Genomic DNA, 24,771 nt, shown 5'->3' on the forward strand with positions numbered 1-24,771 from the left:
GTTCGCTGATCGATGCGCTGGCATTGGGCTTTGCCGGATTCGTCGTTTCGCCTCTGGTTACCGCTGAATAGTTACGCGGCGGCAAAGAAAAGTAGGTGCCGCCCCGCACAGGGGCGACGCTTGAACGGCCAACACCATCACGCGGATGCCAGCGCAAACACAAGCAACCCACCCAGCGTCGCAAACAAAACCAAACCACCAAACCCAAAAAATCACCTGGCGGTATACCCCCCATCGATTGGCAAAGTCACGCCAGTGATCATAGAAGCCGCATCACTAAGCAAAAACAATATCGGCTCAGCAACTTCCCGCGGTTCAGCGAACCGCTTAAGCGGAATAGCCTGCAACGCAGGATCGCGTTTCGAAGGCTCGCTCCATGCCTTCACCGCCATCGGCGTCAAAGTGACAGTCGGATTAACGCTATTCACGCGAATCCCATACCCCCCAAGCTCGACACACAAAACCCGCGTAATCGCATCCATCGCAGCTTTAGAAGCGCAATAACTCAAATGATCCTCAAGCCCAACAAGCGCCGCCTGGCTAGAAACATTAACAATACTGCCTGCGCGCTTGGCATCGATCATCGCCCGCGCCACATGCCGCGCAACCAGTATCGCGCCGCGAGCATTAACGCTCATCACAGAATCAAAGCTCGACGCAGTCGTATCAATCGCACGTTCAAGCATCGCCGTGCCTGCACAATTCACGAGCCCATCGAACACATCGAGCGACGCAAGCGCCTCATCAATCGCAGCCTCATCACCGACATCGAGCACCAGGGGCTCACACCCCGTCTCCTCCGCAAGACGTGCAAGTTCGCCGACATTGCGCGCCGCCGCAACAACCTGCGCGCCGCTCGCGCACAACATCTCCACCGTCACGCGGCCAATGCCGCTCGATGCCCCCGTCACGAGTATCGAGCGCCCGGAAAAATCGAAGATCGTCTTCATTTCGCTTGCAGCCGATGCATGACCGGCTTCAACGCCGGATACAGGTCCGTATAAATGCCAAAGCGCTCCGCGTACACCGCCTGCCGCGCAGGATCGGGCTTCGCGCGCTCGATCAGCTTCACCCAGCCGCCGCGCGCCGTTTCCTGCGAAATCAGCTTCGTGCCGTACGCGGCAAGCAGCGCCGCGCCCATTGCCGCTTCCACGTCCTGCTCGATCGTGTAGACGGGAAAGCCCGTGATGTCCGCAATGATCGACATCCACAGGTCCGAATGCGCGGCGCCGCCGACGACGATCAGCTTGTCGTCGAGTGACTTCGCGCCCTTGCGCCCCGCGACGATGTTGTGCTGCAACGCGTACGCAACGCCTTCGAGCACCGCGCGATACAGATGCGCCCGCGTGTGATATAGGTTCAACCCGACAAACGCACCGCTCGCCTTCGCGTCCCACACCGGGCTGCGCTCGCCCATCAGATACGGCAGGAACATCACGCCATCCGAACCCGCAGGAATCTGCGCCGCGTCCTCTTCGAGTAATCGATGCGGATCGCCATGTGGGATCGCTTTCGCCGCTTCAATTTCCGCATGGCAGAACTGCTCGCGATACCACGTCACCGACGCGCCCGCCGTGATCGCGCCGCCGAACACATAGATATCCTGCAACCCGTTGAACACGTGCGGCATGCTGATAAGGCCATGATGCGCGTCAACGCTCTGATTGATATAGCCCCAGCACATGCTCGTGCCGATCATCGCAACGTGCTGGCCAGCGCGCGTGACACCCGCCGCATATGTGGCCATCGCCGCATCGACGCCGCCCGCGACGATCGACGTGCCCGCTTCGAGTCCAAGCTGCTCCGTCCATTGCGACAGCAAACCACCCACCACATCCGATGATTCGACCAGATGCTCCGGCATCATCGTCGCGGGTATGCCGAGCATGTCGAGGGCCTCGTCGGACCAGTCGCGCTTCGCGATGTCATACACGCCGCCGATGTTGCCCGCCGAACTGTGATCGACAGCCACTTCGCCCGTCAGCAGATAGATCACGTACGCGTTCGGCGGCAGGAAGAAGCGCGTGTTCGCCCACACATTCGGCTCGTTGTCGCGCAGCCACAGCATCTTCGTGTAGCCGTAGTAGCTGTCGACGCCATTGCCCGTGATCGCATACAGACGTTCTAGATCGACGTTCGCACGCACCGATTCGACCTGTGCCGTCGCGCGCCGGTCCATCCAGATCAGGCACGGATACAGCGGCTTCATGTCGGTATCGACGGGAATGCCCGAGCCGCCATACAGACTGCTCACGCACACGGACTTGATCGCATTCGACGCGACGCCCGCTTCACGCGCCTTCGCCACACAGCGCGAGATACATTCGATCACCGCTTTCATCCACACGGTCGGCCATTGCTCGGCCCACAACGGCTTCGGTGTGTCCGGGTGATAGCCGCTCGAATGCTGCGCGACGATTGCGCCGTTCTGGTCGACGAGCACGGCCTTCGTGCTCTGCGTGCCGATATCGACGCCGATGACGTAATTCATAGTGTCTCCGTGTGCGCGCCTCGAACGACGCGCACTGTTCATTTTTTCGGACTATCGGGCCGGCTTCATCAACACCTTGATCGAGTCGAGCGAATTCGCGACCTTGATCGCTTCGTCCCACTCTTCGAGCGAAAAGCCATGCGTGACGATGCCTTTCGATGTGACGAGCCCGCGCGCCAGTAGATCGATAGCAATCGGATAACAGTAAGGGCCCAGATGCGCGCCGCGCACGTCGAGTTCCTTGCGGTCGCCGATGATCGACCAGTCCATTGTAGTCTCCGCGCCGAACACGGAAAACTCGACAAAACGCCCGAGCTTGCGAATCAGGTCCATGCCCTGATTCACGCCCACCGGCACGCCCGTCGTTTCGATGTAGACATCGCAGCCGTAGTTGTCCGTCAGCGATTTGACGATGGCCAGCGCGTCGTCGTTCTTCGGATTGATCGTCACGTCAGCGCCGTATTCGCGCGCCAGCTCCAGCCGTTCGTCGACGAGATCGATCACGACCAGTTTCTTCGGCGTCTTCAGGTGCGCGACCTGCGTCATCATCAGACCAAGCGGCCCCGCGCCCGCGATCACGACCACATCGTCCAGTTGAACGTCGCCGCGATTGACGGTGTGAATCGCGCACGCGAGCGGCTCGATGATCGCGGCATCTTCGAGCGAGATGCCATCGGGAATCTTGTGGACAATAGCCGTCGGCGGAATGCGCATGTATTCGGCCATGCCGCCGTCCGCGACCTCGCGCTGAAAGCCGAAGATGTTGTGCACTTCGCACATCCAGTACTGGCCGGATTTGCAATAGCGGCATTTACCGCACGGCACGATCTGTTCGGCGATCACGCGGTCGCCCTTCCCCACGCCGAAATGTTCGGCCGCGCCTTCACCGATTTCTTCGACGTAGCCGAAAAATTCATGGCCCGGAATCACGGGCGCTTTCACCCACGGGCTCGGGCCGCCCCAGAACATTTTTGCGCCGGAATGGCACTTGCAGTCGCTGGCGCAGATGCCGCACGCGGCGATACGGATCACGAGTTCATGCGCGCGCGCCTGCGGCTTCGTCACGCGTTCGACGCGATAGTCTTCCGGCGCGTGACACACGATCGCCGTCATGCTTTTGCTGTTGTCCTGAGTGGTCATTGCATTGCCTTGCGATTAATGGAAACAAAGGAGTATGTGATTTCACTTCTTGCGTTCGCGGCTGATGTAGATCGCGAGCAGGATGATTCCGCCCTTGATCACGTTCTGCACGTACGGATTCACGCCGACCATGTTGAGGCCGTTGTTCAGCACGCCGAGCAGCAGCGCACCGATCAGCGTGCCGATAATCGAGCCGCGTCCGCCCGATATCGACGTGCCGCCCATCACCACAGCTGCAATCGCATCGAGTTCGAAGCCGACACCCGCGTTCGGCTGGCCGCTCATCAAACGCGACGTGAGCACCATGGCCGCGAACGACGACGTCAGGCCAGCCAGCGTGTAGACGATCAGCTTGACGCGCGCGACACGCACGCCGGACAGGCGCGTCGCCTGTTCGTTGCCGCCGATCGCGTACACATAGCGGCCAAACGGCATGCGTTCGAGCAACAGCCATGCAATCGCGTAGATCACGAGCATGATCAGCACGGGCGCCTGAATGCCGAGCACCTTGCCGCTGCCGAAGAAGCTGACCCAGTCCGGCAGGCCGTCGATCGGATAACCGCCCGTATAGATCAACGCGAGGCCGCGTGCGATACCCATCGTCGCCAGCGTGACGATGATGGGCGGCATGCCAGCGAACGCGACGAAAAAGCCATTCGCAAAGCCGAAGCCAAGCCCCACGGCAATGCCGATCGCGATCGCCGCGACGCCGTTGAGGCCCGCCACCATCAGACCCGCCGCGAGCGTGCCCGACAGCGCCATCACCGAACCGACGGACAGATCGATGCCGCCCGTCAGGATCACAGCCGTCATGCCGACGGCGATGATCGCGTTGATCGACACCTGGCGCAGCACGTTCTCGAGATTCGCCGCTGACAGAAAACTGTCGCTGGCAAACACCATCACGATGCACACAACAAGCAAACCGATAAACGGATAGAACAAGGTCGAGCGTTTGATGCTCGCCCAGTTGAGGCGAAACGGCGTGCCGGGCGTATCGGATGCGACCGTCGATGTCTTGGGAGAAGTATTAGGCGTGTTCATGCTGTGTTGCTCCACGAGTTGCAGCCGATGCACCAGCCGTTGCATAAGTCATCACGGCATTCGATTCGATCTGGTCGCCTTCGAGAATCGCTTCGATGCGCCCCTGCCGGAACACGGCGACGCGATCGCACATGCCGACGATCTCCGGCAATTCCGATGAAATCATGATGATCGAGTAGCCGCGCGCCGTGAGTTCGCGCATCAGTAGATAGATTTCCGCTTTCGCACCGACGTCGATGCCGCGCGTCGGCTCGTCGAAGATAAGGATGTTCGTGTGGTGATTCAGCCAGCGCGCGATCACCACTTTCTGCTGATTGCCGCCCGACAGCGTCGCGACTTCGGTGTGCATCGTCGGCGCCTTCACGCCAACGCGCTTCATGATGTCGGCGGTTGCCTTCGCTTCGCTGCGGTGATCGATGAAGAAGCGGCCGGTGCGGTACTTGCCGAGGTTATTGATCGAGATGTTCTGCTTGATCGAGAACGATGTGATCAGCCCTTCCGTCTTGCGGCTTTCCGGCAGAATGCCGATGCCGGACTTCAGCGCGTCGGCGGGATCGGACAGGTTCGCCGCCGCGCCGTTGATGCGGATGTCCTTCACATGTGCGGCATCCGCGCCGATCACGGCGAGCGCCGTCTCCGTGCGGCCCGAGCCGACCAGTCCCGCGAAGCCGAGAATCTCGCCTTTACGCAGCGTGAAGCGGTTGGTCGGTCCGTCCTTGTGCAACTGCAATGCGTTCACTTCGAGCACAGCTTTCGCATCGGCGGGCAATGTGGGCTTCGGCGGAAAACTGTTCTCGATCTTGCGCCCGACCATCATCTCGACGAGCCGGCTCACATCCGTCTTTGCGACATCCGTCATCCCAACATACTGACCGTCGCGCAACACGGTGATGCGGTCGCACACTTCGAAAATCTCTTCGAGATGATGCGAGATGAAAATCATCGCGACACCTTGCTGCTTCAGATCGCGCATGATCGTGAACAGATGCTCGGCTTCGGCGGGTGTGAGCGTGGCCGTCGGCTCGTCGAGAATCAGGATGCGCGCATTCAGCGACAACGCCTTGCCGATCTCGACGAACTGCTGCTGCGCAACCGATAGTTCGCGGATCGGCACGGACAGATCGATCGCAACGCCGAGCCGCCCGAAAATCTCCGACGCCGCGCGCCGCATCTTCGTCCGATCGAGCATGCCGAGCCGGTTGCGCAACTCGCGTCCGAGGAACATGTTCTCGACGGCATTCAGATACGGAATCAGACTGAACTCCTGGAACACAATGCCGACGCCCGCCGCGACGGCATCGTGATAATTCGTGAAGTGCCGTTCCTGTCCGTCGATCACGATCGTGCCGTCGTCGGGCTGATAGATGCCGCTCAGAATTTTCATCAACGTCGACTTGCCCGCGCCGTTCTCGCCGAGCAACGCGTGAATCTCGCCGCGCGCAATGTCCAGGTGTATGCCTTGCAGCGCCTTCACACCCGGAAAGCTCTTCGTGATGTTGTCGAGTTTGAGAATCGTGTCCATCGCCTTTCCTTTGCGTTTCACGGGGTGACGCAGGGCTTCGCCTGCGTCACCCCATGCACGACACGTCGCTTACCAGCTGAAACCCTTCGCGTTGTCCTTGTCGACGAGCTTCACGTCGACGGGAATCGTCTTCGGCACATTGGCGCCCCACTTCTTCGCGAGCGCCACGCCGATCGCGAGGCGAATCTGGTCACGCGGAAATTGCGCCGACGTTTCGATGAACTTCGAGTTCGGCTTCTGGAGCGCGGTGATCGCTTCCGGCGCACCGTCGACGCTCGTCAGCTTGATGTCCTTGCCCGACGATTCGATCGCGGACAACGCGCCCATCGATCCGCCATCGTTCACGCTGAAGATGCCCTTCAGGTTCGGATGCGCCTGGATCATGTTCTCGGTGACGGACAGCGCCGTCGCGCGTTCCTGCTTGCCGTTCTGCGTATCGACGATCTTCACGTTCGGAAACTTCGCGAGCGCCGCCTTGCAGCCGCGCACGCGTTCGAGAATTGGCACGACGGGAATGCCATCGAGTATCGCCACTTCGCCGCTGCCGCCAATGGCTTTCGCGAGGTACTCGCACGACATCTGGCCAGCGTCGAAATTCTTCGAGCCGACGAACGAATCGACGGGACCGTTCGCGTTCGCATCCACGGCAACGACCACGGCGCCCGCCTTCTTCGCCGCCGCAACGGCGGACTGAATGCCCGTCGAATCCGTCGGGTTCACCAGCAGAATGTCGATCTTCTTCTGCAGCATGTCTTCGACATCGCTTACCTGCTTGCTCACGTCATGATGCGCGTCGGTGACGACGACCGTTGCGCCGATCGATGCGGCCGCATCGTTCAGCGCCTTTTGCATCGTCACGAAGTACGGGTTGTTCAGTTCCTGGAACGTCATGCCGATCTTCAGCGGCGCGGGTTCGGCGGCGTGCGCAGCGAGCGGCGCGCCGAGCATCACGGCGGCAAAAGTCAGCGTGGCCCGCAGGCGCAAGGCGTGCGACTGAAGCGAAGTGTTGTGCGTCATGGCTTGTCTCCGTTTTTGAGGATGAGTGCGTCCCTCACGCGGTTTCAGCGCGTGATTAGACGATGCAGCGGTGAGCTACAGAAACGCTAGAGAAAGTGCCCTAGGTCGTCGCGAGCGGCGAGCCGTGAGGCGGATACGCCGCGGGCGCGGCGCGTGGCTGACCGTGCGTATGACTGGGCGTCTGCGCGGCCGGCACGATCGAAGGCGCGTTGGCGATGCCCTTGCCGAGCGCCGCCGCCGCTTCCGAAGCGACGCGGCTCGCGTCGTTCAGTTGCTGGAAGCGGCGGAACTTCGACGGAGCCATGCCTTTCGCGGTGAGAAACTGCCGGTTGAAGTTCGACAGATTGTTGAAGCCGACCTTGTAGCAGATGTCGGTGACGCTCAACTCGTCGTCCATCAGCAACTGGCACGCGAGATTGATACGCATGCGGTTCACGTACTGCACGAACGGCAGGCCCGTATGACGGCGGAAGTAGCGCGAGAACGCGCTCACGCTCTGACCCGCGAGTTGTGCGAGATCGGATTCGCGCAGCTCCGATGCGAGGTTCTTTCCGATATACGACAGCACATGATTGATGCGCGTCGAAGCGTAGCTGGTCGGATCGATCTGATACGCGGGGCTCGCAAGCAGTTCGCGGTCGCTCGCATTCAGCAGGATTTCCATCATCGAAAGAAACAGCACGATGCGGCGCAGGCCGCGCGCTTCGAGCAGTTCCATGAAGAGCGGCTGAATCAATGCGCTGGTCTGCGGGCCGAACGACACGCCGCGCCGCGAATCGGCGAGCAGCGCTTCGAGCGTACGCCACTCGGGAAAGCTCTCCATGCAATGCGCGACGAAGTCCTGGCCGAACTGCACGACGAGATTGCGCTGCGCAATCGTCACGCCTTCGGGCACTTCGCTGACCCAGTTGTGCGGCAGGTTCGGCCCCATCAGCACGAGATTGCCCGGTGCAAAGCCGCCGATGTAATCGCCGACGAACATCTTGCCCGTCGTCGCGACGATCAGATGGATTTCGAATTCGGGGTGGAAATGCCAGCGCACCGTGCGGTAGGGAAAGCCGTGATACCACGCTTTGAACGACTCATCGCGGCGCACGCTGACCAGTTCGAGATCGGGTTGCACGTCAGTCTCCTGTGGGCGCGGTTCAGAGCGAGGGCCGCGCATATTGCGCGCATTCCGCGCGACGCACATGCAGATCCGCATGTCGATGCGCGTGCAACCAGGTAACCGGCGTGACGATGCCCTTCATCTGTCTTCCTCCTGTTTCTTCATCAGCAGCGCGAGTTGAAGGCTCGCGGCATGAACATGCTTTATTGCTCTTGTCGTGTGTACCGAAAGTTAGACCCATGGCGCAATGGCGGCCACTAGAAATGAGACCGCCGACCGATACTTTTTTGCATTCGGGTTAGTCCTGGCCTCTGCGCTGTCAAATTTGATGCAATGCAACAGTCACGCGAATGCTTGCGCGACAGCATTCCGCGCATGTCGCGTGCGCTGCAGAAGCCCGTCCCACCGCGCTGCGCCACGAAAAGCCACGTGCTGTGCCTTGACTTTCAATCGGCCGAATACGATCATTAGTTCAAATGCAGAGCAAATGCTCTCATATTCTTCTGACATCGGCTCACAACGCCGGGACACCTTCTAGACTTATCCCAAGGAACGCACGCGAAAGACCGTGCGCATTTAGGAGACACATATGAACAGCGGCCAAAGCAGCGGCGCAAGCAAGCAGGTGATCCTGCATATCGGCGCGGGCTCGTTCCATCGCGCGCATCAGGCCTGGTATCTGCACCGGCTCAACGAAGCGCGCAAGCCAGGCGATCCGCACTGGTCGCTCAGCGTCGGCAACATCCGCAGCGACATGAACGCCGTCGCCGAAGCGCTCGCCGCGCAGAACGGCGTCTACACGCTCGAAACCGTCACGCCGCAAGGCAAGCGCGCGTACGAGACGATCCGCTCGATCGAACGTGTGGTGCCGTGGTCGGAGAATCTCGATGCGCTCGTCGAAGCAGGCGCCGATCCCGCGTGCAAGATCGTCGCCTTCACCGTGACGGAAGGCGGCTATTACCTCGACGAACACGACAAGCTCGACACGGCCAACCCCGACCTCGCCGCCGACCTGAACGGTGCGCGCACCACCATCTACGGCGCGCTCGCGGCGATTCTCGAAGCGCGCATGCAGCGCAACGCGGGCGCCGTCACGCTGCAGACCTGCGACAACCTGCGCAGCAACGGCGACCGCTTCCGCGCGGGCATGACGCAGTTCCTCGAGCGGCGCGGCGCGAGCGAATTGCGCAATTGGTTCGATGCGAATACCGCGTGCCCGAATTCGATGGTCGATCGCATCACGCCGCGTCCCACACCGGATGTGCGCGAACGCGTGAAGGCAGCCACGGGCTTCGACGATGCATGCCCCGTGATGGGCGAATCGTTCATCCAGTGGGTGATCGAGGATCACTTCATCGCCGGACGGCCGGCGTGGGAGCAGGTCGGCGCCGAGTTGGTCGAATCGGTACTGCCGTACGAAGAAGCGAAAATCCGCATTCTCAACGCGACGCATAGCTGTATCGCTTGGGCGGGTACGCTCGCCGGGCTTTCGTATATCCACGAAGGCACGCTCGACGCCGAGATTCGCCAGTTCGCTTACGACTACGTGACGCAAGACGTGATTCCGTGCCTCACGCCGAGTCCGCTCGATCTCGCGAAGTATCGCGACGTCGTGCTCGAACGCTTCGGCAATCCTTATATCCAGGACACGAATCAGCGCGTCGCGGCCGATGGCTTCTCGAAGATTCCAGGCTTCATCGCGCCGACGCTGTCCGAGTGCTTCGAGCGCAAGGTCGAGCCGAACGCGACGGCAATGCTGCCCGCGCTGTTTTTCCGCTTTCTCGACAGGTGGCAGCAAGGCAAGCTGCCGTACACGTATCAGGATGGCGTGATGGACGAAGGCGTCGCGCGCGGCTTCTTCAGCGCAGCCGATCCCGTGCAGGCGTTCTGCTCGGACAAACTGCTGTGGGGCAGCATGGCGGGCACGGCTTCGCTCGAGAAGGTGGTCCGTTCGGCAGTCGGTCGCGTCGATGCGTGGCTTGCAAAGCGCAACGGCTGAGCGCATTCATACCGGCTCGTTCTGCACATGACATCCCGGCCGCGCATGGCGACGAACCACGCGCGGTCGATCCCATTGAGCGCCGTATCCGATGGATGCGATACATGCGATGCGTCAGGTCTTTTGCGCATGGCATCGCACGCGGCATGCGGCTAAAGTAGCGCATCTCCTACCGACGAAGGTTTCGCGCCCATGTATCTCGGCATCGACCTCGGCACGTCCGAAGTAAAAGTTCTGCTGCTCGCGTCCGACGGACGCGTGGTCGGCACGGCAGGTTCTCCGTTCACCGTTTCGCGTCCGCATCAACGCTGGTCGGAGCAGAACCCGTCCGACTGGTGGCAAGGCACGCGCGCCGCGCTATTCGCGCTGCGCGACCGCTACCCGGAGCAGTTCGCGCAGATTCGCGGCATCGGGCTGTCAGGACAGATGCACGGTGCCGTGCTGCTCGACAGCGAAGACCGCGTGCTGCGCCCCGCGATCCTGTGGAACGACATGCGCGCCGTCGAAGAATGCGAGGAGCTGCTTCGGCGCGCGCCGGATCTGCATCGGATCGCCGGCAATCTGGCGATGCCCGGCTTCACTGCGCCGAAGCTGCTGTGGGTTGCGCGTCACGAGCCGGAGATCTTCCGTCAAACGGCCTGCGTGCTGCTGCCGAAGGATTATTTGCGCCTGCAACTGACGGGCGACAAGGTTTCCGATCCGTCCGACGCCGCCGGCACGCTCTGGCTCGACGTCGCACAGCGAGACTGGTCCGATACGCTGCTCGCCGCCTGCGATCTGAACCGCTCGCACATGCCGCGTCTGGCTGAAGGCAGCGCGCCGTCGGGCATGCTGCGGCCCGAACTCGCGCGCGAACTAGGCTTGCGCGAACCCGTCGTGGTCGCGGCGGGCGGCGGCGACAACGCGACGAGCGCAATCGGCATCGGCGCGACGCAACCCGGCGACGGCTTCGTGTCGCTCGGTACGTCGGGCGTGTTGTGCGTGATCGGCAACAGCTTCCGCCCGAACCCCGAATCCGCTGTGCATGCGTTCTGTCATGCGATCCCCGACCGCTGGCATCAGATGAGCGTGGTGCTGTCGGCGGCGAGCTGCCTGCGCTGGGTCTGCAAGCTCACCTCCACCGACGAGCCGACGCTGCTCGCCGAAGTCGAAAAGCTACCCGACGATGCGCTCGCAACCGCGCCATTGTTCCTGCCGTATCTGTCGGGCGAACGCACGCCGCACAACGATCCGTATTCGCAAGGCGTGTTCTTCGGCATGACGCACGCAACCGATCGCGCGCTGCTCGGCTATGCGGTGCTCGAAGGCGTGACGCTTGCGCTGACGGACGGCCTCGACGCGCTGCGCGCGGCGGGCGCCGAAGTACACGCGCTGTCGCTGCTGGGCGGCGGCGCGCGCAGCAACTACTGGGCGCAACTGCTCGCCGATTCGCTGAACACCACCACGCGCAAGCACGGCGGCGGCGAAACGGGCGCGGCGCTCGGTGCGGCGCGTCTGGGCTGGCTCGCGGCGGGCGGCGATCCGGCGAAGGTGCTGACCAAGCCGCCCGTCGAAATCGAATTCACGCCGAACGCGCGGCGACATGCGATGCTGCGCGAGCGGCTCGCGAGTTATCGCGCGCTGTACCGTCATGTGAAGCCGATGTTTGCGCCAGCGCCTGAAGCAGACGCGACGTGAACGCGTGAACCACCCGTGAAGACAGCGATGAATCTCCACAACAGGCAGCGCACCAGATCGCCTGACACTAGCTTCCTGGTGACATATCGACGTTGTGCGCATTAGAGACATTAAGACCGACAACATCGTGCCCAAGTCCACTGAAAAGCTCGATCTCGCGACGCGCGCCGCCTGGCTCTACTACGTCGCCGGCAATACGCAGAATGAGATCGCGGAAAAACTGCAGGTGTCGCGGCCCGTCGCGCAACGGCTCGTCGCGTTCGCCGTCGAGAAGAACCTGATTCGCGTGCGTGTCGATCATCGGCTGGCGGACTGTCTGTCGCTCGCCGATCAGCTGTCGAAGCGCTATGGCCTGTCGATGTGCGAAGTCGTCCCCGTCGACAACGACAAGCCCGAAGAAATTGACCGCAAGCTCGCCGTCGCGGGCGCGCAGGTGATGGAACGCTATCTCGGCGAAGAAAAGCCGATGGTCGTCGCGGTGAGCAGCGGCCGTACGCTGAAGGCCGTCGTCGATCAGGTCGGGCAACTGGAGCGGCCGCAGCATCGGCTGGTGTCGATGGTCGGTGCGATTGCGCAGGACGGCTCGTCCAACCGCTACGACGTCGCGCTGCACATCTCGGAGAAGACGGGCGGCAAGCACTTTCTGTTGCCCGCGCCGTTGATCGCCGATAGCGAAGCGGAACGCGCGCAGTGGTGCAATCACCGTCTGTACCGGATCGTCGAATCGCTGTCGGGCGACGCGGATGTCGCGTTCGTCGGGATCGGCAATATCGGGCTGCGTTGCCCGCTGCATGAAGACGGCTTCATCACATCGGATGAAGTGGAAGAACTGGTGTCGCTGGGCGCGGTGGCGGAACTGCTCGGACTACCGATCGATGCGAACGGCGCGCGCGTCGAATCACCGACGGGGCGCCGCGTGACGAGCTTGCGACTCGATTCACCGCCCAAGCGGCCCGTGATCGGCTTCGCGGGCGGCGAACGCAAGCGCAATGCGGTGATTGCCGCGTTGAAGGGCGGCTGGCTGTCGGGGCTCGTGACCGACGAGTTGTGCGCGCGCGCCGCGCTGAATCACGGCGCCGCTTAGTCCGCGCCTGCGCGCGGCTCGCTTGCGCTAGAGGGCTTCGAGCGCGCTGCGCAGCGCTTCGACGACGGGCGACCAGTCGCCCAACACCTGCTGCCGGAAAAGCCGCGCGCCTGGGTACCACGGGTTCGTCTCACCCGACATCATCCAGCGCCAGTCGGCCTGCTTCGGCAGCATCACCCATACCGGTTTGCCGAGCGCGCCCGCCAGATGCGCGACGGACGTATCGACGGTGATGACGAGATCCAGTGATTGGATCACGGCTGCCGTCGTGTAAAAGCTGTCGAGCGACTGGCCAAGCGCGCAGATCGGCCAGCGATGCGCAACGCCATCGAGTTGCGTCTCTGGCGCTCCCTTCTGCAACCCGAACCATGCAAGACCGCCGACCGACGCAAGCGGTTCCAGCGCCGCGAGCCGCGCCGAACGGTAGACATCGAGGTAATGCCCCGGATTGCCCGCCCATACCAGGCCGATCTTCTTGCGCGACCCTGCGGTCTGTTCGAGCCGCGCGCGCCATGCGGCAACCTGCGTGTCATCCACGGACAGATACGGCACTGCGCTCGGAATCGCGTCGTCGTGTAGCCACGCGGGCACGCTCATCATCGGGCAGCAGTAGTCGTAACCGGCGCCTTTGGGTAACGCCGTCAACACGTCGTTCACGCCGCGCACGCGGGCAAAGAGCGGCGCCAGTTCCTCGCTGGTCCACACGTCGACGGTTGCGCCCATGTCGTGCAGCACGCTCGCATAGCGAATGAACTGCAACTGATCGCCTGCACCCTGTTCACGCGTCAGCAGAAAGCGCTTGCCTTCGACCGGCTCGCCCCGCCATTCGGGCATCTCGCACTCTGGGTAATCGCGCAATCCGCTCGGTGTCGTCTTGCGATGCTCGTAGTGCTCCCAGCCCTTGCGAAAATTTCCGCGCCGCAACTCCGACATGCCGAGCAGCTTGTACGCATTCGAAAGATCCGGCGTGAGTTCGATTGCGCGCCGTAAGTGATGATCCGCTTCGTCGTAACGCGACATGCACGTCAGCGTGAACGCGACGTTGTTGTGCAGCGTCGGCGAATCGGGCAAGGCCTCCAGCGCGCGCTGATATCTGACGAGCGCATCCTCGAACTTCAACTGGCCATCCGTTGCAAACGCGATCCCGAACAGCGCGTGCACGTTTTCCGGTTCCTTTTGCAATGCGCGTTCGAAACAATCCGCGGCTTCCGCATGGCGGCGCACGGCGTTCAGCGTCAAGCCGAGACCCAGCAGCACGCGCAGATCGTCGGGCGCGTAACGTGCGGCGTATTCATAGGCTGCCACGGCATCATGTGGACGGGAAAGGACTTCGAGCATGTCCGCGCTGCCGAGCGCCGCTTCGAACAAGTCGTGATCGAGAGCAAGTGCGCGCTGGAAGTGGTTCAGCGCTTCTTCGGGTTTGGACAGACGCCGCAGCGCCTTGCCCAAGTTGCAGTGCGCGAGCGCATCCTGCGGCGCGCATTCGACTGCTCTTCGAAAAAAATCGGCCGCGCCTTCGTTGTCACTGCGCGAAAGCGCAGCGATTCCGCGATCGTTCAGACAGTCCGCGTCGTCAGGCCGCAGCGCAAGCGACGTATCGAAGCATTCGATTGCGCGCTCGAGATCCGCGCGCTGCAAGTACAGCACGCCAAGCATGTAGAACGTGTTCGCATCGTGGGGCTGTGCGTCGAGGATCGCGCGATACGCCTGTTCGGCGCGATCGAGCTGGCCGGCGCTGTGCAGCGCGAGCGCGTGATCGACAGCCGGTGTCGAGACGGTTTCTTGAGGTGTGAGAGTGGAAGCGTTGTGCATGGCGTCTTGAGTCGGCCGCACGCGCATGGTCGCGCGGTCTTGGGAGCAATCGCGCGGATGACGTGTTCGGGGCAATGGACGGAGAACGGACAGAACCCACCTGAAGAACCGCTCAGATGCGCGCTGTCAGACGATGCACAATTTTGATATGAGATAGGTGGCAGATAAATCGGAAAAGTCCGAGTCTGCAAATAGGAAAGGCGCCGTTGCAAAGCATGCAACGGCGCCTTCTTTGCGTGCAGGATCAGGCCGCGAGCACTTCGACGATCTTGCGATGGAACGCCTGTCCGTCGCTGTCGAACAGATGGCAGTGATCGGGCGTTGCGCCGACCCGGATCGTGCCGCCCTTCTCATGTCGCTCGAGCGGCGGAATACGCGCGATCAGGCCATCCGGCGCAACGCTGCTTTCAGCGTACAGATACGCTGCATCGCCGAGCGATTCGATCGCCATGACGCTGGCCGACACGCCATTGTCGGGCAGGTCGAGATGCAGATGCTCGGGGCGAATACCGACGGTCACCTTGTCGCCTTCTTTCGCGCGGCCCGGCTCGACCAGCACGAGCTGCGTCTCGCCCGTTTCGTACTTGACGAGCACACCGCTCGCCGACACCGACTGCACGACGCCTTCGAGGAAGTTCATCTTCGGCGAGCCGATGAAGCCCGCCACAAACCGGTTCGCCGGCGCGTGATACAGCATGTTCGGGCTGCCGACCTGCTCGAGATTCCCCGCCGACAACACGACGATCTTGTCGGCGAGCGTCATCGCTTCGACCTGATCGTGCGTCACGTAGATCATCGTGGTCTTCAACTCGTCGTGCAGGCGCGCAAATTCGAGGCGCATCTTCACACGCAGCGCGGCGTCGAGGTTCGACAGCGGTTCGTCGAACAGGAACACCTTCGGCTTGCGCGTGATCGCGCGGCCGATCGCCACACGTTGACGCTGGCCGCCCGACAGCTGCTTCGGCTTGCGTTCGAGCAAATGGTCGATATGCAGGATCTTCGCGGCGTTGCGCACGGCGGCGTCGATCTCCGGCTTCTTCGTGCCCGCGAGCTTCAGGCCGAACGCCATGTTGTCGTACAGCGTCATGTGCGGATACAGCGCGTACGACTGGAACACCATCGCGATGCCGCGCTTGGCGGGCGGCACGTCGTTCATGCGTGTACCGTCGATATTCAGGTCGCCGCCCGAGATGTCTTCGAGGCCGGCAATCATCCGCATCAGCGTGGACTTGCCGCAGCCGCTTGGGCCGACGAACACGACGAACTCGCCGTCCTGGATGTCGAGGTTGATGTTGCGCATCACCTCGTTGTCGTCGTAAGCCTTTCTGATGTTGCGCAGAGTTACGCTTGCCATGATGTGTCTCCGAATTTCCGTACTACGTTTAATCGTTTCGCCGATGCCTTCACGCCACCGTCACGCGCTGCAACCATCGCGCGACCAGTTCCGGCAATTGCGTCATGTCGTCGAATACGTGTTGCGCGCCCACGCGGCGCAGCGCGCCGACCTGATCCTCGCTCGCATGGCCGCCGCCGATGAACCCATACACCGTCATGCCCGCTGCCGTCGCAGCCGTCACGCCCGCCACGCTGTCCTCGATCACGAGGCACGCTTCCGGGTTCACGCCCAGCCCGCGCGCGGCGGCGAGATAAACGTCGGGCGCCGGCTTCGGATGCGCGACGGAATCGGCGCAGAAAAGCCGGTCGCCGAAATGCTTCACGAGGCCCGTGCGCGCCAGCGCCGCTTCGACATACGCGCGAAAGCTGTTGCTCGCGCAGGCCTTCGTCAACGGAATGCTCGCGAGCGCGGCCTCGATGCCGTCGACCATCGGTGCCTTGACGGCCGCGCGTTCGACTGCGCTGCGAATCGCTTCGACGTCGACTTCGGCGAGCGTCCTGCCGAGCGCCGATGCCGTGCCTGAGAGCACGCGTTCCGTGCGCAGGCCGAGCAACGGCATCACGACGGGCGCGACATCCGTGCCGGGCCAGCGCGCTTCCAGCTCCTCGACGAGCACCGCGGCGGCGACGGCTTCGCTGTCGATCAGCACGCCGTCGCAATCGCAGATGAGCGCAAGCTTCGCCTCTGTTCTGATCTCCGTCACTTGACCGCCCCGAAGGTAAGGCCACGCACCAGCTGTTTCTGCGAAACCCAGCCGACGATCAGGATAGGCGCGACGGCCAGCAGCGACGCCGCCGACAGCTTCGCCCAGAACAAGCCTTCAGGACTCGAATACGACGCGATGAACACCGTCAGCGGCGCGGCGTTAGAACTGGACAGGTTGATGCTCCAGAACGCCTCGTTCCACGACAGGATCACGAGCAGCAGCCCTGTAGATGCAAGCCCCGGCAACGACATCGGCATCAGCAGATAGACGATTTCCTGCCACGTCGCCGCGCCGTCGATGCGCCCCGCTTCGAGAATGTCGCGCGGAATTTCCGCGAAGTACGTGAACGACATCCACACGGCAATGGGCAGATTGATCAGCGTGTAGACGATCACGAGGCCGCTCACGCTGTCGAGCAGTCCGCTGTTCTTCCACAGCAGATAGATCGGCACCAGCACGCCGACGGACGGCATCATCTTCGTCGACAGCATCCACAGCAGCACTTTCTGCGTGCGCCGCGTCGGGAAGAACGCCATCGCGTAGGCGCACGGCACGGCCAGAATCAGGCACAGCAGCGTGACGCCAACCGAGATCAGGATCGAGTTCCACGCGAAGCCGAAGTAATTGCTGCGCGCGAACACTTCGCGGAAGCTTTCGAGCGTCGGCATGAAGAACAGCGACGACGCGTAAGCCTGCTGCTCCGTCTTGAATGCCGTGATGGTCATCCAGAAGATCGGGAAGAACAGCAGCAGCGCAATCAGCCACGCGAGGATGCCCGGAATGCTGCGCCGGACGATGGCCAACGGCGAGTTCGTTTTCGAAAGATTCGTCGTAACAGGTGTAGCGGCGACCTGGCTCATTTTTCGTACTCCCCTTTCAGGTTCTTCGCGAGCATGCGCACGAGGAAGAACGACACGATATTCGCGAGCACCACAGCGAGAATCCCGCCTGCGGACGCGAGGCCAACGTCGAACTGTTGCAGGCCGAGCGCGTAGATCAGGTACGACAGGTTGGTCGTCGCGTTGCCCGGACCGCCGCCCGTCGTCGTGTAGATTTCAGCGAAGATCGACAGCAGGAAAATGGTTTCCATCATCACCACGACCGCGATCGCGCGTCTCAGGTGTGGCAGCGTGATGAAGAAGAACATCGCGAACGGACCGGCGCCGTCGATCTTCGCCGCTTCCTTCTGCTCCTGATCGAGCGACTGGATCGCCGTGAACAGAATGAGAAACGCGAACGGCAACCACTGCCACGCGACGATGATGATCACGGCGATCAACGGATAGTCGGCGAACCAGTCGATCGGCGTCATACCGAGCGCACGCATGCCTTGCGCGATCAATCCATACACCGGGTGCAGGATCATGTTCTTCCAGATCAGCGCGGAGACGGTCGGCATCACGAAGAACGGCGCGATGGCGAGCAGCCGCGCGACGCCCTGCCCGTAGAACTTGCGGTCGAACAGCACCGAGAGCAGCACGCCGCCAACCACCGTGATCACCAGCACCGAGATGATCAACTGCATCGTGTGCAGGATCGACGGGCCGAAGGACGGGTCACTGGCAAGAAACTTATAGTTTTCGAGACCCGCGAAGCCCTTTACGTCAGGATTCAGCAGGTTGTAGCGCGAGAACGAAAACCAGATCGTCATCGCGAGAGGAATCGCCATCCACAGGACGAGAACGCCTACGGACGGCATGACGAGCCAGCGCGCGTGCGCGGCCTTGCGCTCTTCGCGCTCGTGTTCGGTTTGGGGATGGGCATGCATGAGGGGTAGACGCAAGTGTTGACGCATGATGGACCACCTCTTCGGTAGTGCGCGGTCCGCGGGGCGTGCGGCACGCTGTGCTGCCAGGGTCCGGCTGACGATGCGCTGTCAGCCGGCGCTTTCCATCTGATCCGGCTTACTTACTTCGAGGCTGCGATTCAATTCCTGGACACGCCGCGTCCGCGTAGGGATCGAGCAGACGGCATGCCATTAGGCCTTGACGCTTATTTCTGATAGCCGGCCTGCTTGACGGCGCGATCCGCCGTCGCGTTGCCGGCTGCCAGCGCCTGATCGACCGTCATCTGGCCTGCCACCGCGCCCGAAACGCTCTGACCGACCACCGTGCCGAACGACTGGAACTCGGGGATGCCGACGAACTGCACGCCCGTGTACGGCACCGGCTTCAACGTCGGATGATCGGGATCGGCGGTTTCGATCGCCTTCAGCACGAAGTCGCCGAATGGCGCGGCCTGCTTGTACTCGGGGCGCGCATAGGTCGACTGACGCGTGCCGGGCGGCACCGAGGCCCAGCCTTCATCCTTCGCTGCGAGCTCGATGTACTGCTTCGACGTCGCCCACGTGATGAACTTCTTCGCCGCGTCCGCCTGCTTCGACGACTTCGGAATCGCGAGCGCCCACGCCCACAGCCAGTGCGAGCCCTTCGGCGTGACGGCCGTCGGCGCGGCTGCAAAGCCGACCTTGTCGGCGATCTGCGATTGCTGCTTGTTGTAGAGCATGCCGGCGGCAACCGTCGCGTCGATCCAGATCCCGCATTTGCCCGACGACATCAGCGTGAGGTTTTCGTTGAAGCCGTTCGAACTGGCTCCCGGCGGGCCGTACTTCTTCAGCAGATCGACGTAGAAGGAGATCGCCTTCTTCCATTCGGGCGTCGTCAGTTGCGCGTTCCACTTCTCGTCGAACCAGCGGCCGCCGAACGTGTTCACGACGGTCGTCGCGTAGGCCATGTTCTCGCCCCAGCCCGCCTTGCCGCGCAGACAGATGCCGTAGACGCCGTTGGCCTTGTCCGTCAGCTTTTCGGCGAACTGCGCGATCTGGTCGTAGGTCGGCTGATCGGGCATCTTCAGGCCCTTCGCCGCGAACAGATCCTTGCGGTAATACGTCATCGAGCTTTCGACGTAGAACGGCAGCGCGTACAGCGAGCCGTTGTACGACAGGCCGTCGCGCGCCGTTTTCACGACGTCGTTCAGGTCGTAATCGGCGGGCAGGTTCGTGAGCGGCGTGAGCCAGCCGCGCTTGCCCCATTGTGGCGTTTCATAGGCGCCGATCGTCATCACGTCGAACTGGCCGCTGCCCGTCGTGATGTCCGTCGTGGCGCGCTGACGCAGCACGTTTTCTTCGAGAATCACCCAGTTGAGCTTGATGTCGGGATTCGCTTTCTCGAATGCCGGCGACAGCTTCTTCAACTCGATCATGTCGGGGTTGTTCAACGTGGCGATCGTGACGGTCGCCGCGTTCGCGCTGAATGCGGCGCACGCGAGTGCCGCTGCGCCGAATACGTTGAGCGCGGGTTTGCAGGTGGGCTTCATCGTTTGTCTCCTTTATTCGTACTTTGCGTTTTGGTACTTGATCGGGTACGTGACCGGCGCTTGCGGTTGTGTGGCGCCGTATTGCGGATGCCGGTGAATGAATGACGGTCAGCTCATCCAGTTGCCGCCGTCGACGTTCAGGGTTTGCGCGGTGATGTAATCCGCATCCGAAGACGCGAGGAACAGCGCCGCCCCCGTCAGATCCGCGGGCAGCCCCATCCTGCCCAGCGGCACCGCTTCACCGACGAGACGCTTCTTCTCGCCCAGCGGCCGGTTCTCGTAACGCGCGAAAAGCGCATCGACCTGTTCCCACATCGGCGTATCGACGACGCCCGGTGCGATGCCGTTCACGTTGATCTTGTGCGGCGCGAGCGCCAGCGCGGCCGACTGCGTGTAGCTCAGCACGGCTGCCTTGGTCGCGCAGTAGTGCGACACGAGCGCCTCGCCGCGGCGGCCCGCCTGCGACGACATGTTGATGATCTTGCCGCCGTGGCCCTGGTCGACCATGCGCTGTGCGACGGACTGCATCAGAAAGAACATGCCCTTTACGTTGACCGCGAAGAGCTTGTCGAAGATGTCCCAGGATTCGTCTAGTAGCGGACGCATGTCGAACAGCGCCGCGTTGTTGAAGAGAATGTCGATCTGGCCGAAGCGCTGCACCGTCTGCTCGACAATGCGCGCGATGTCTTCGCGCTTCGTGACGTCCGCGCTGAGTGTCAGCACGCGGTCGCCGTCCGTTTCGCGCAGTGCGTGTGCGAATTCGTTGGCCGGCTTCACGTCCACCAGCACGCAGCGCGCGCCCTCGTCGAGATACCGGCGCGCCACCGCTTCGCCGATACCGCTCGCCGCGCCCGTGAGAATCGCCACTTTGCCTTGCAGTCGGGCTGTCACAACCTGTCTCCGGTTCGTTTGATTCTTCGATTCAACCTGAGCTAACGCTCGGTGATCGAGCAATTGCTCTCGTTGTGATCGAATGATCGGATACGTGTCCGGTCATGTCAAGGCGCGCCGCGCAATTTCGATGGTGCAGCGCGGCAGCACCGGAATGCGCGCCTACGGTTGTTCCTTCCTAAGAATCGGCGATGACTTTGCAACGGGCAATGACATTTTTTCGAGATACGTTATATCATTGCGCCTTCGTTCAAACTGACGCTGTCCGGAGTTCGCGCCATGGCCCGCTCATCCGATGCTCATGTTCATCCTGTCGCAGATCCTGCACAGCAAGCCGCCCGTCTCGCGCACAAGCTCGCGCGCGCCGATGCGCTCGCCGCCGAGCGCGGTCTTGCACTGACGACGCTGCGTCGTCAGGTCTACGCGCTGATCGCGCAGAGTGAGCGTCCCGTCGGCGCGTACGACCTGCTGGCCGCACTGCAACCGCAGCGCGGCCGCGTGCCGCCCACTACCGTCTATCGCGCGCTCGATTTCCTCGTCGAGCATGGCCTCGTGCATCGGATCGAATCGAAGAATGCGTTTTTCGCGTGCTGCCAGATGGGCGAGCCGCATCAGAGCCAGTTCCTGATGTGCGATTCATGCGGCGAAACCGTCGAGATTCCCGGCGACGGAGTGGCCGCGCAGTTGTCGGGCAGTGCGCCCGCCCATGGATTCGAAGTGCATCACCAGGTCGTCGAGCTGAGCGGGCTGTGCGCCGCCTGCAAGCACGGCCATCCCTGACCAAAACAAACCGCTCCATTCAACCCAGACGCCTCTCAGGCAACAGGTCATCCCGATGAAGAAGAACAATTCGATGTGGAAGTTTCTGATGCGCGCCGTCGCTTCGACGGTATTCGTCTTTGCATTCGGCCAGGCCGCGCACGCGCAGGACGCGAAGATTCCCGTGGTCGCCGCGGAGAATTTCTACGGCGATGTCGTGCAGCAACTGGGCGGCGACCGCGTCGACGTGACGAGCATTCTCAGCAATCCGGACCAGGACCCGCATCTCTTCGAAGCCAGCCCGAAGACGGCGCGCGCATTGCAGCACGCGAGCCTTGTCGTCTACAACGGCGCCGACTACGATCCGTGGATGACGAAGCTGCTGAACGTGTCGAAGAACGACAAGCGCAAGACGATCGTCGCGGCAGAACTCATCGGCAAGAAAAGCGGCGACAATCCGCATCTGTGGTACGACCCGTCGACGATGCCCGCTGTCGCACGCGCGGTGAGCGCGGCGCTCGCATCGGCTGATCCGGCGCACAAGGCGGCGTATGATGCGAACCTCGCGAAGTTTCTCGACTCGCTCAAGCCGATCGCCGACAAGGTCGCGGCGCTGCGCAGCCAGTATGCGCACGTGAGCGTGACTGCGACGGAGCCGGTGTTCGGCTACATGTCGGATGCGATCGGCCTGGACATGCGCAACCAGCGCTTCCAGCTGGCCGCGATGAACGACACGGAAGCGAGCGCGTCGGATATCGCCGCGTTCGAACGCGATCTTCGCGAGCGACGCGTGCGCGCGCTGATCTATAACAGCCAGGCAACCGAGGCGCTGACCAAACGCATGCTGAAACTCGCGCAGCAATCGCATGTGCCGACGGTGAGCGTGACGGAGACGCAACCGGCCGGCAAGAACTACCAGCAATGGATGCTGGCGCAACTCGATGCGCTCGGCAACGCGCTCGCCGCGGGCAGCGCGAATAAGGGAACGACTCAATGAACATGTCGTCGGGCAACGCGCCCGTGCTCGAACTGGATCGCGTGACGCTCGAACTCGGCGACCGGACGATCCTGCGCGACACCAGCCTCACGATCCGCCAGGGCGAATTCATCGGCGTGCTTGGGCCGAACGGCGCGGGTAAGACGACGCTGATGCGCTCGGTGCTTGGCCTCGTCCCGGCGGCGAGCGGCACCGTGCGCGTGCTCGGCGAGCCTGTGGTGCGCGGCAATCCGTCGATCGGCTACATGCCGCAGACGCGCAGCGCGCTTGCCGGCCGTCGCGTGCGTGGCCGCGATTTCGTCGCGATGGCTGCGGACGGTCATCGCTGGGGCCTGCCGCATGCGGATGCGAAGGCGCGCGCCGATGTCGAGCGCGTGCTGGAACTGGTCGGCGGCACCGCGCTGGCTGCGCGTCCGTTGTCGGAGCTGTCGGGCGGCGAGCGGCAGCGGCTGCTGCTCGCGCAGTGTCTGCTCGGCAGTCCGCGTCTGCTGCTGCTCGACGAGCCGCTCATCAGTCTCGATCCGCATCATCAGAAGACCGTCGTCGAACTGGTGAAGCGCGTGCAGCAGGAACTCGGCATCGCCGTGCTGTTCTCCGCGCACGAACTCAATCCGCTGCTGCATGCGCTCGACCGCGTGCTGTATCTCGGCAATGGCGTCGCCGCGCTCGGCACCGTCGATGAAGTGATTACGAAGCCGGTGCTCTCGCGCCTGTACGGCTCGACCATCGACGTAATGCGCGTGAATGGCCGCATCTTCGTGATGTCGGGCGACTTCGACGTCGAGAAGCACGATCACGAGCACGAAGACGACGACCATCAGCATGGCGAGCCGCATGGCCACGGACATTCGCACGGTCATGCGCATGGGCAAAAGCACGCCCACCATCACGCCTCAAGCGACGGACACACGCACGATGTTTGAATACGATTTCATGGTGAACGCCTTCGCGGCGTCGGGGATCGTCGCGGTGCTGTCGGGCATCGTTGGCTACTTCCTCGTGATGCGCGGGCAGACCTTCGCGGGGCACGCGCTGTCGCACGTCGGCTTCACGGGCGCGACGGGCGCAGTGCTGATCGGCGTCTCGCCGATCTGGGGGATGATCGGCTTCACGCTCGCGGCGGGCGTCGGCATGGGCGCGCTGGGTGAAAAGCTCGCGGGACGCGATGTGGCGATCGGCGTGGTGCTGTCGCTGGCACTGGGCTTCGGCTTGCTGTTTCTGCACTTCTTCACCGCGTACGCGACGCAAGTCACGGCGCTGCTGTTCGGCAACGTTCTCGGCGTCAGTTCGTCGACGCTGGTGGTGCTGGCCACGCTCGGTGTCGTCAGTCTGGTTGCGTTGGCTGCGATCATGCGGCCTTTGCTGTTCGCTTCGTTGCAGCCGGAACTGGCCGAAGCGAAAGGCGTGTCGCTGCGGCTTGTGTCGGTACTGTTTCTCGCGATCGCGGCGCTTGCAGTCGCCGCGTGCACGCAGATCGTCGGCGTGCTGCTCGTGTTCACGCTGATGGTCGGACCGGCGGCCGCGGCGCAAAACCTGTCGACGCGTCTTTCCGTCGGACTCGTACTCGCCGCGCTGCTCGCGCTCGCGCAGGCGTGGATCGGCGTGACGCTCGCTTTCTACACCGACTGGCCGACGAGTTTCTGGATCACGCTGCTTGCGGCACTGGTCTATGGCGCGAGTTTGCTGGCGCAGCACATGCGCCGGTAATGCAAACACAGCTTTGCTGGCACGACATACGCGCTGGTGATTTGAACAAAAGTTTGCTGGCGCAGCACATGCGCCGGTAATGCAAACGCAGCTTTGCTGGCACGAC

The 24,771-nt window shown here is 62.6% G+C and carries 21 protein-coding genes; 7 read left to right on the top strand and 14 right to left on the bottom strand.

Annotated features, from left to right (window positions below; all coding sequences use genetic code 11):
* Window positions 1-212 precede the first annotated feature (212 nt).
* The 7 genes from SB822_RS07415 to SB822_RS07445 all read right to left on the bottom strand — a co-directional run bounded on the left by SB822_RS07415 (window position 213) and on the right by SB822_RS07445 (window position 8,337).
* Window positions 213-950: an SDR family oxidoreductase gene (locus tag SB822_RS07415; RefSeq protein ID WP_090835996.1), complete on the bottom strand. Its 738-nt coding sequence runs from the start codon at window positions 948-950 to the stop codon at window positions 213-215.
* Window positions 947-2,491 (bottom strand): FGGY-family carbohydrate kinase, encoded by a 1,545-nt coding sequence (locus SB822_RS07420; protein WP_090835995.1) that lies wholly within the window; start codon window positions 2,489-2,491, stop codon window positions 947-949. The genes SB822_RS07415 and SB822_RS07420 overlap by 4 nt, the downstream gene beginning before the upstream one ends.
* Before the next feature lie 51 nt (window positions 2,492-2,542).
* On the bottom strand, window positions 2,543-3,631 hold the full coding sequence (locus SB822_RS07425) for an erythritol/L-threitol dehydrogenase (RefSeq protein ID WP_007578918.1): 1,089 nt from the start codon (window positions 3,629-3,631) through the stop codon (window positions 2,543-2,545).
* Between the two features lie 42 nt (window positions 3,632-3,673).
* On the bottom strand, window positions 3,674-4,675 hold the full coding sequence (locus SB822_RS07430) for an ABC transporter permease (RefSeq protein ID WP_007578919.1): 1,002 nt from the start codon (window positions 4,673-4,675) through the stop codon (window positions 3,674-3,676).
* On the bottom strand, window positions 4,662-6,197 hold the full coding sequence (locus SB822_RS07435) for a sugar ABC transporter ATP-binding protein (protein WP_090835994.1): 1,536 nt from the start codon (window positions 6,195-6,197) through the stop codon (window positions 4,662-4,664). The genes SB822_RS07430 and SB822_RS07435 overlap by 14 nt, the downstream gene beginning before the upstream one ends.
* A gap of 69 nt (window positions 6,198-6,266) precedes the next feature.
* Entirely contained in the window at window positions 6,267-7,214 is a 948-nt protein-coding gene (locus tag SB822_RS07440; RefSeq protein ID WP_090835993.1) for an ABC transporter substrate-binding protein, read from the bottom strand.
* A 100-nt stretch (window positions 7,215-7,314) separates the two neighbouring features.
* Window positions 7,315-8,337 carry an AraC family transcriptional regulator gene (locus SB822_RS07445; RefSeq protein ID WP_090836002.1) on the bottom strand — a complete coding sequence of 341 codons (1,023 nt, stop codon included), beginning with the start codon at window positions 8,335-8,337 and terminating at the stop codon, window positions 7,315-7,317.
* 574 nt (window positions 8,338-8,911) lie between these two features.
* Here SB822_RS07445 and dalD point away from each other — a divergent pair.
* The 3 genes from dalD to SB822_RS07460 all read left to right on the top strand — a co-directional run bounded on the left by dalD (window position 8,912) and on the right by SB822_RS07460 (window position 13,082).
* Entirely contained in the window at window positions 8,912-10,321 is a 1,410-nt protein-coding gene (gene dalD / locus SB822_RS07450; RefSeq protein WP_090835992.1) for a D-arabinitol 4-dehydrogenase, read from the top strand.
* Between the two features lie 192 nt (window positions 10,322-10,513).
* Window positions 10,514-11,998 carry a xylulokinase gene (gene xylB, locus SB822_RS07455; RefSeq protein ID WP_410854443.1) on the top strand — a complete coding sequence of 495 codons (1,485 nt, stop codon included), beginning with the start codon at window positions 10,514-10,516 and terminating at the stop codon, window positions 11,996-11,998.
* Window positions 11,999-12,125: 127 nt separating this feature from the next.
* Window positions 12,126-13,082, top strand: coding sequence for a sugar-binding transcriptional regulator (locus SB822_RS07460; protein WP_410854444.1), 957 nt, complete (start codon window positions 12,126-12,128; stop codon window positions 13,080-13,082).
* 27 nt (window positions 13,083-13,109) lie between these two features.
* Here the strand turns inward: SB822_RS07460 and SB822_RS07465 are convergent, their stop codons facing one another.
* From SB822_RS07465 to SB822_RS07495, 7 genes are all read right to left on the bottom strand, one after another.
* Window positions 13,110-14,894, bottom strand: coding sequence for a tetratricopeptide repeat protein (locus SB822_RS07465; RefSeq protein ID WP_244144572.1), 1,785 nt, complete (start codon window positions 14,892-14,894; stop codon window positions 13,110-13,112).
* A gap of 244 nt (window positions 14,895-15,138) precedes the next feature.
* Window positions 15,139-16,248: an ABC transporter ATP-binding protein gene (locus SB822_RS07470; protein ID WP_007578929.1), complete on the bottom strand. Its 1,110-nt coding sequence runs from the start codon at window positions 16,246-16,248 to the stop codon at window positions 15,139-15,141.
* A gap of 49 nt (window positions 16,249-16,297) precedes the next feature.
* A complete protein-coding gene (locus SB822_RS07475) occupies window positions 16,298-16,993 on the bottom strand; it encodes an HAD family hydrolase (protein ID WP_086919524.1) in 696 nt (231 codons plus the stop codon).
* Complete coding sequence (locus tag SB822_RS07480; RefSeq protein ID WP_007744646.1) at window positions 16,990-17,856, bottom strand: carbohydrate ABC transporter permease; 867 nt, start codon at window positions 17,854-17,856, stop codon at window positions 16,990-16,992. The genes SB822_RS07475 and SB822_RS07480 overlap by 4 nt, the downstream gene beginning before the upstream one ends.
* A complete protein-coding gene (locus SB822_RS07485) occupies window positions 17,853-18,791 on the bottom strand; it encodes a carbohydrate ABC transporter permease (RefSeq protein WP_007744648.1) in 939 nt (312 codons plus the stop codon). Before SB822_RS07485 ends, SB822_RS07480 begins: the two co-directional genes overlap by 4 nt.
* A 197-nt stretch (window positions 18,792-18,988) precedes the next feature.
* A complete protein-coding gene (locus SB822_RS07490) occupies window positions 18,989-20,311 on the bottom strand; it encodes an ABC transporter substrate-binding protein (RefSeq protein ID WP_007744650.1) in 1,323 nt (440 codons plus the stop codon).
* Window positions 20,312-20,419: 108 nt separating this feature from the next.
* Window positions 20,420-21,202 (bottom strand): L-iditol 2-dehydrogenase, encoded by a 783-nt coding sequence (locus SB822_RS07495; RefSeq protein WP_007744652.1) that lies wholly within the window; start codon window positions 21,200-21,202, stop codon window positions 20,420-20,422.
* Between the two features lie 279 nt (window positions 21,203-21,481).
* Here SB822_RS07495 and SB822_RS07500 point away from each other — a divergent pair, with 279 nt between their 5' ends.
* From SB822_RS07500 to SB822_RS07515, 4 genes are read left to right on the top strand one after another with little or no spacing between them, the layout of a single operon-like run.
* Window positions 21,482-21,982: a Fur family transcriptional regulator gene (locus SB822_RS07500; protein WP_090835990.1), complete on the top strand. Its 501-nt coding sequence runs from the start codon at window positions 21,482-21,484 to the stop codon at window positions 21,980-21,982.
* 55 nt (window positions 21,983-22,037) lie between these two features.
* Window positions 22,038-22,958 (top strand): metal ABC transporter solute-binding protein, encoded by a 921-nt coding sequence (locus SB822_RS07505; protein ID WP_007744654.1) that lies wholly within the window; start codon window positions 22,038-22,040, stop codon window positions 22,956-22,958.
* Window positions 22,955-23,881, top strand: coding sequence for an ABC transporter ATP-binding protein (locus SB822_RS07510; RefSeq protein ID WP_090835989.1), 927 nt, complete (start codon window positions 22,955-22,957; stop codon window positions 23,879-23,881). Before SB822_RS07505 ends, SB822_RS07510 begins: the two co-directional genes overlap by 4 nt.
* Window positions 23,874-24,665 carry a metal ABC transporter permease gene (locus SB822_RS07515; RefSeq protein ID WP_090835988.1) on the top strand — a complete coding sequence of 264 codons (792 nt, stop codon included), beginning with the start codon at window positions 23,874-23,876 and terminating at the stop codon, window positions 24,663-24,665. Before SB822_RS07510 ends, SB822_RS07515 begins: the two co-directional genes overlap by 8 nt.
* Window positions 24,666-24,771 lie beyond the last annotated feature (106 nt).

Source organism: Paraburkholderia sp. SIMBA_054 (assembly GCF_046534875.1).
Taxonomy (GTDB): domain Bacteria; phylum Pseudomonadota; class Gammaproteobacteria; order Burkholderiales; family Burkholderiaceae; genus Paraburkholderia; species Paraburkholderia hospita.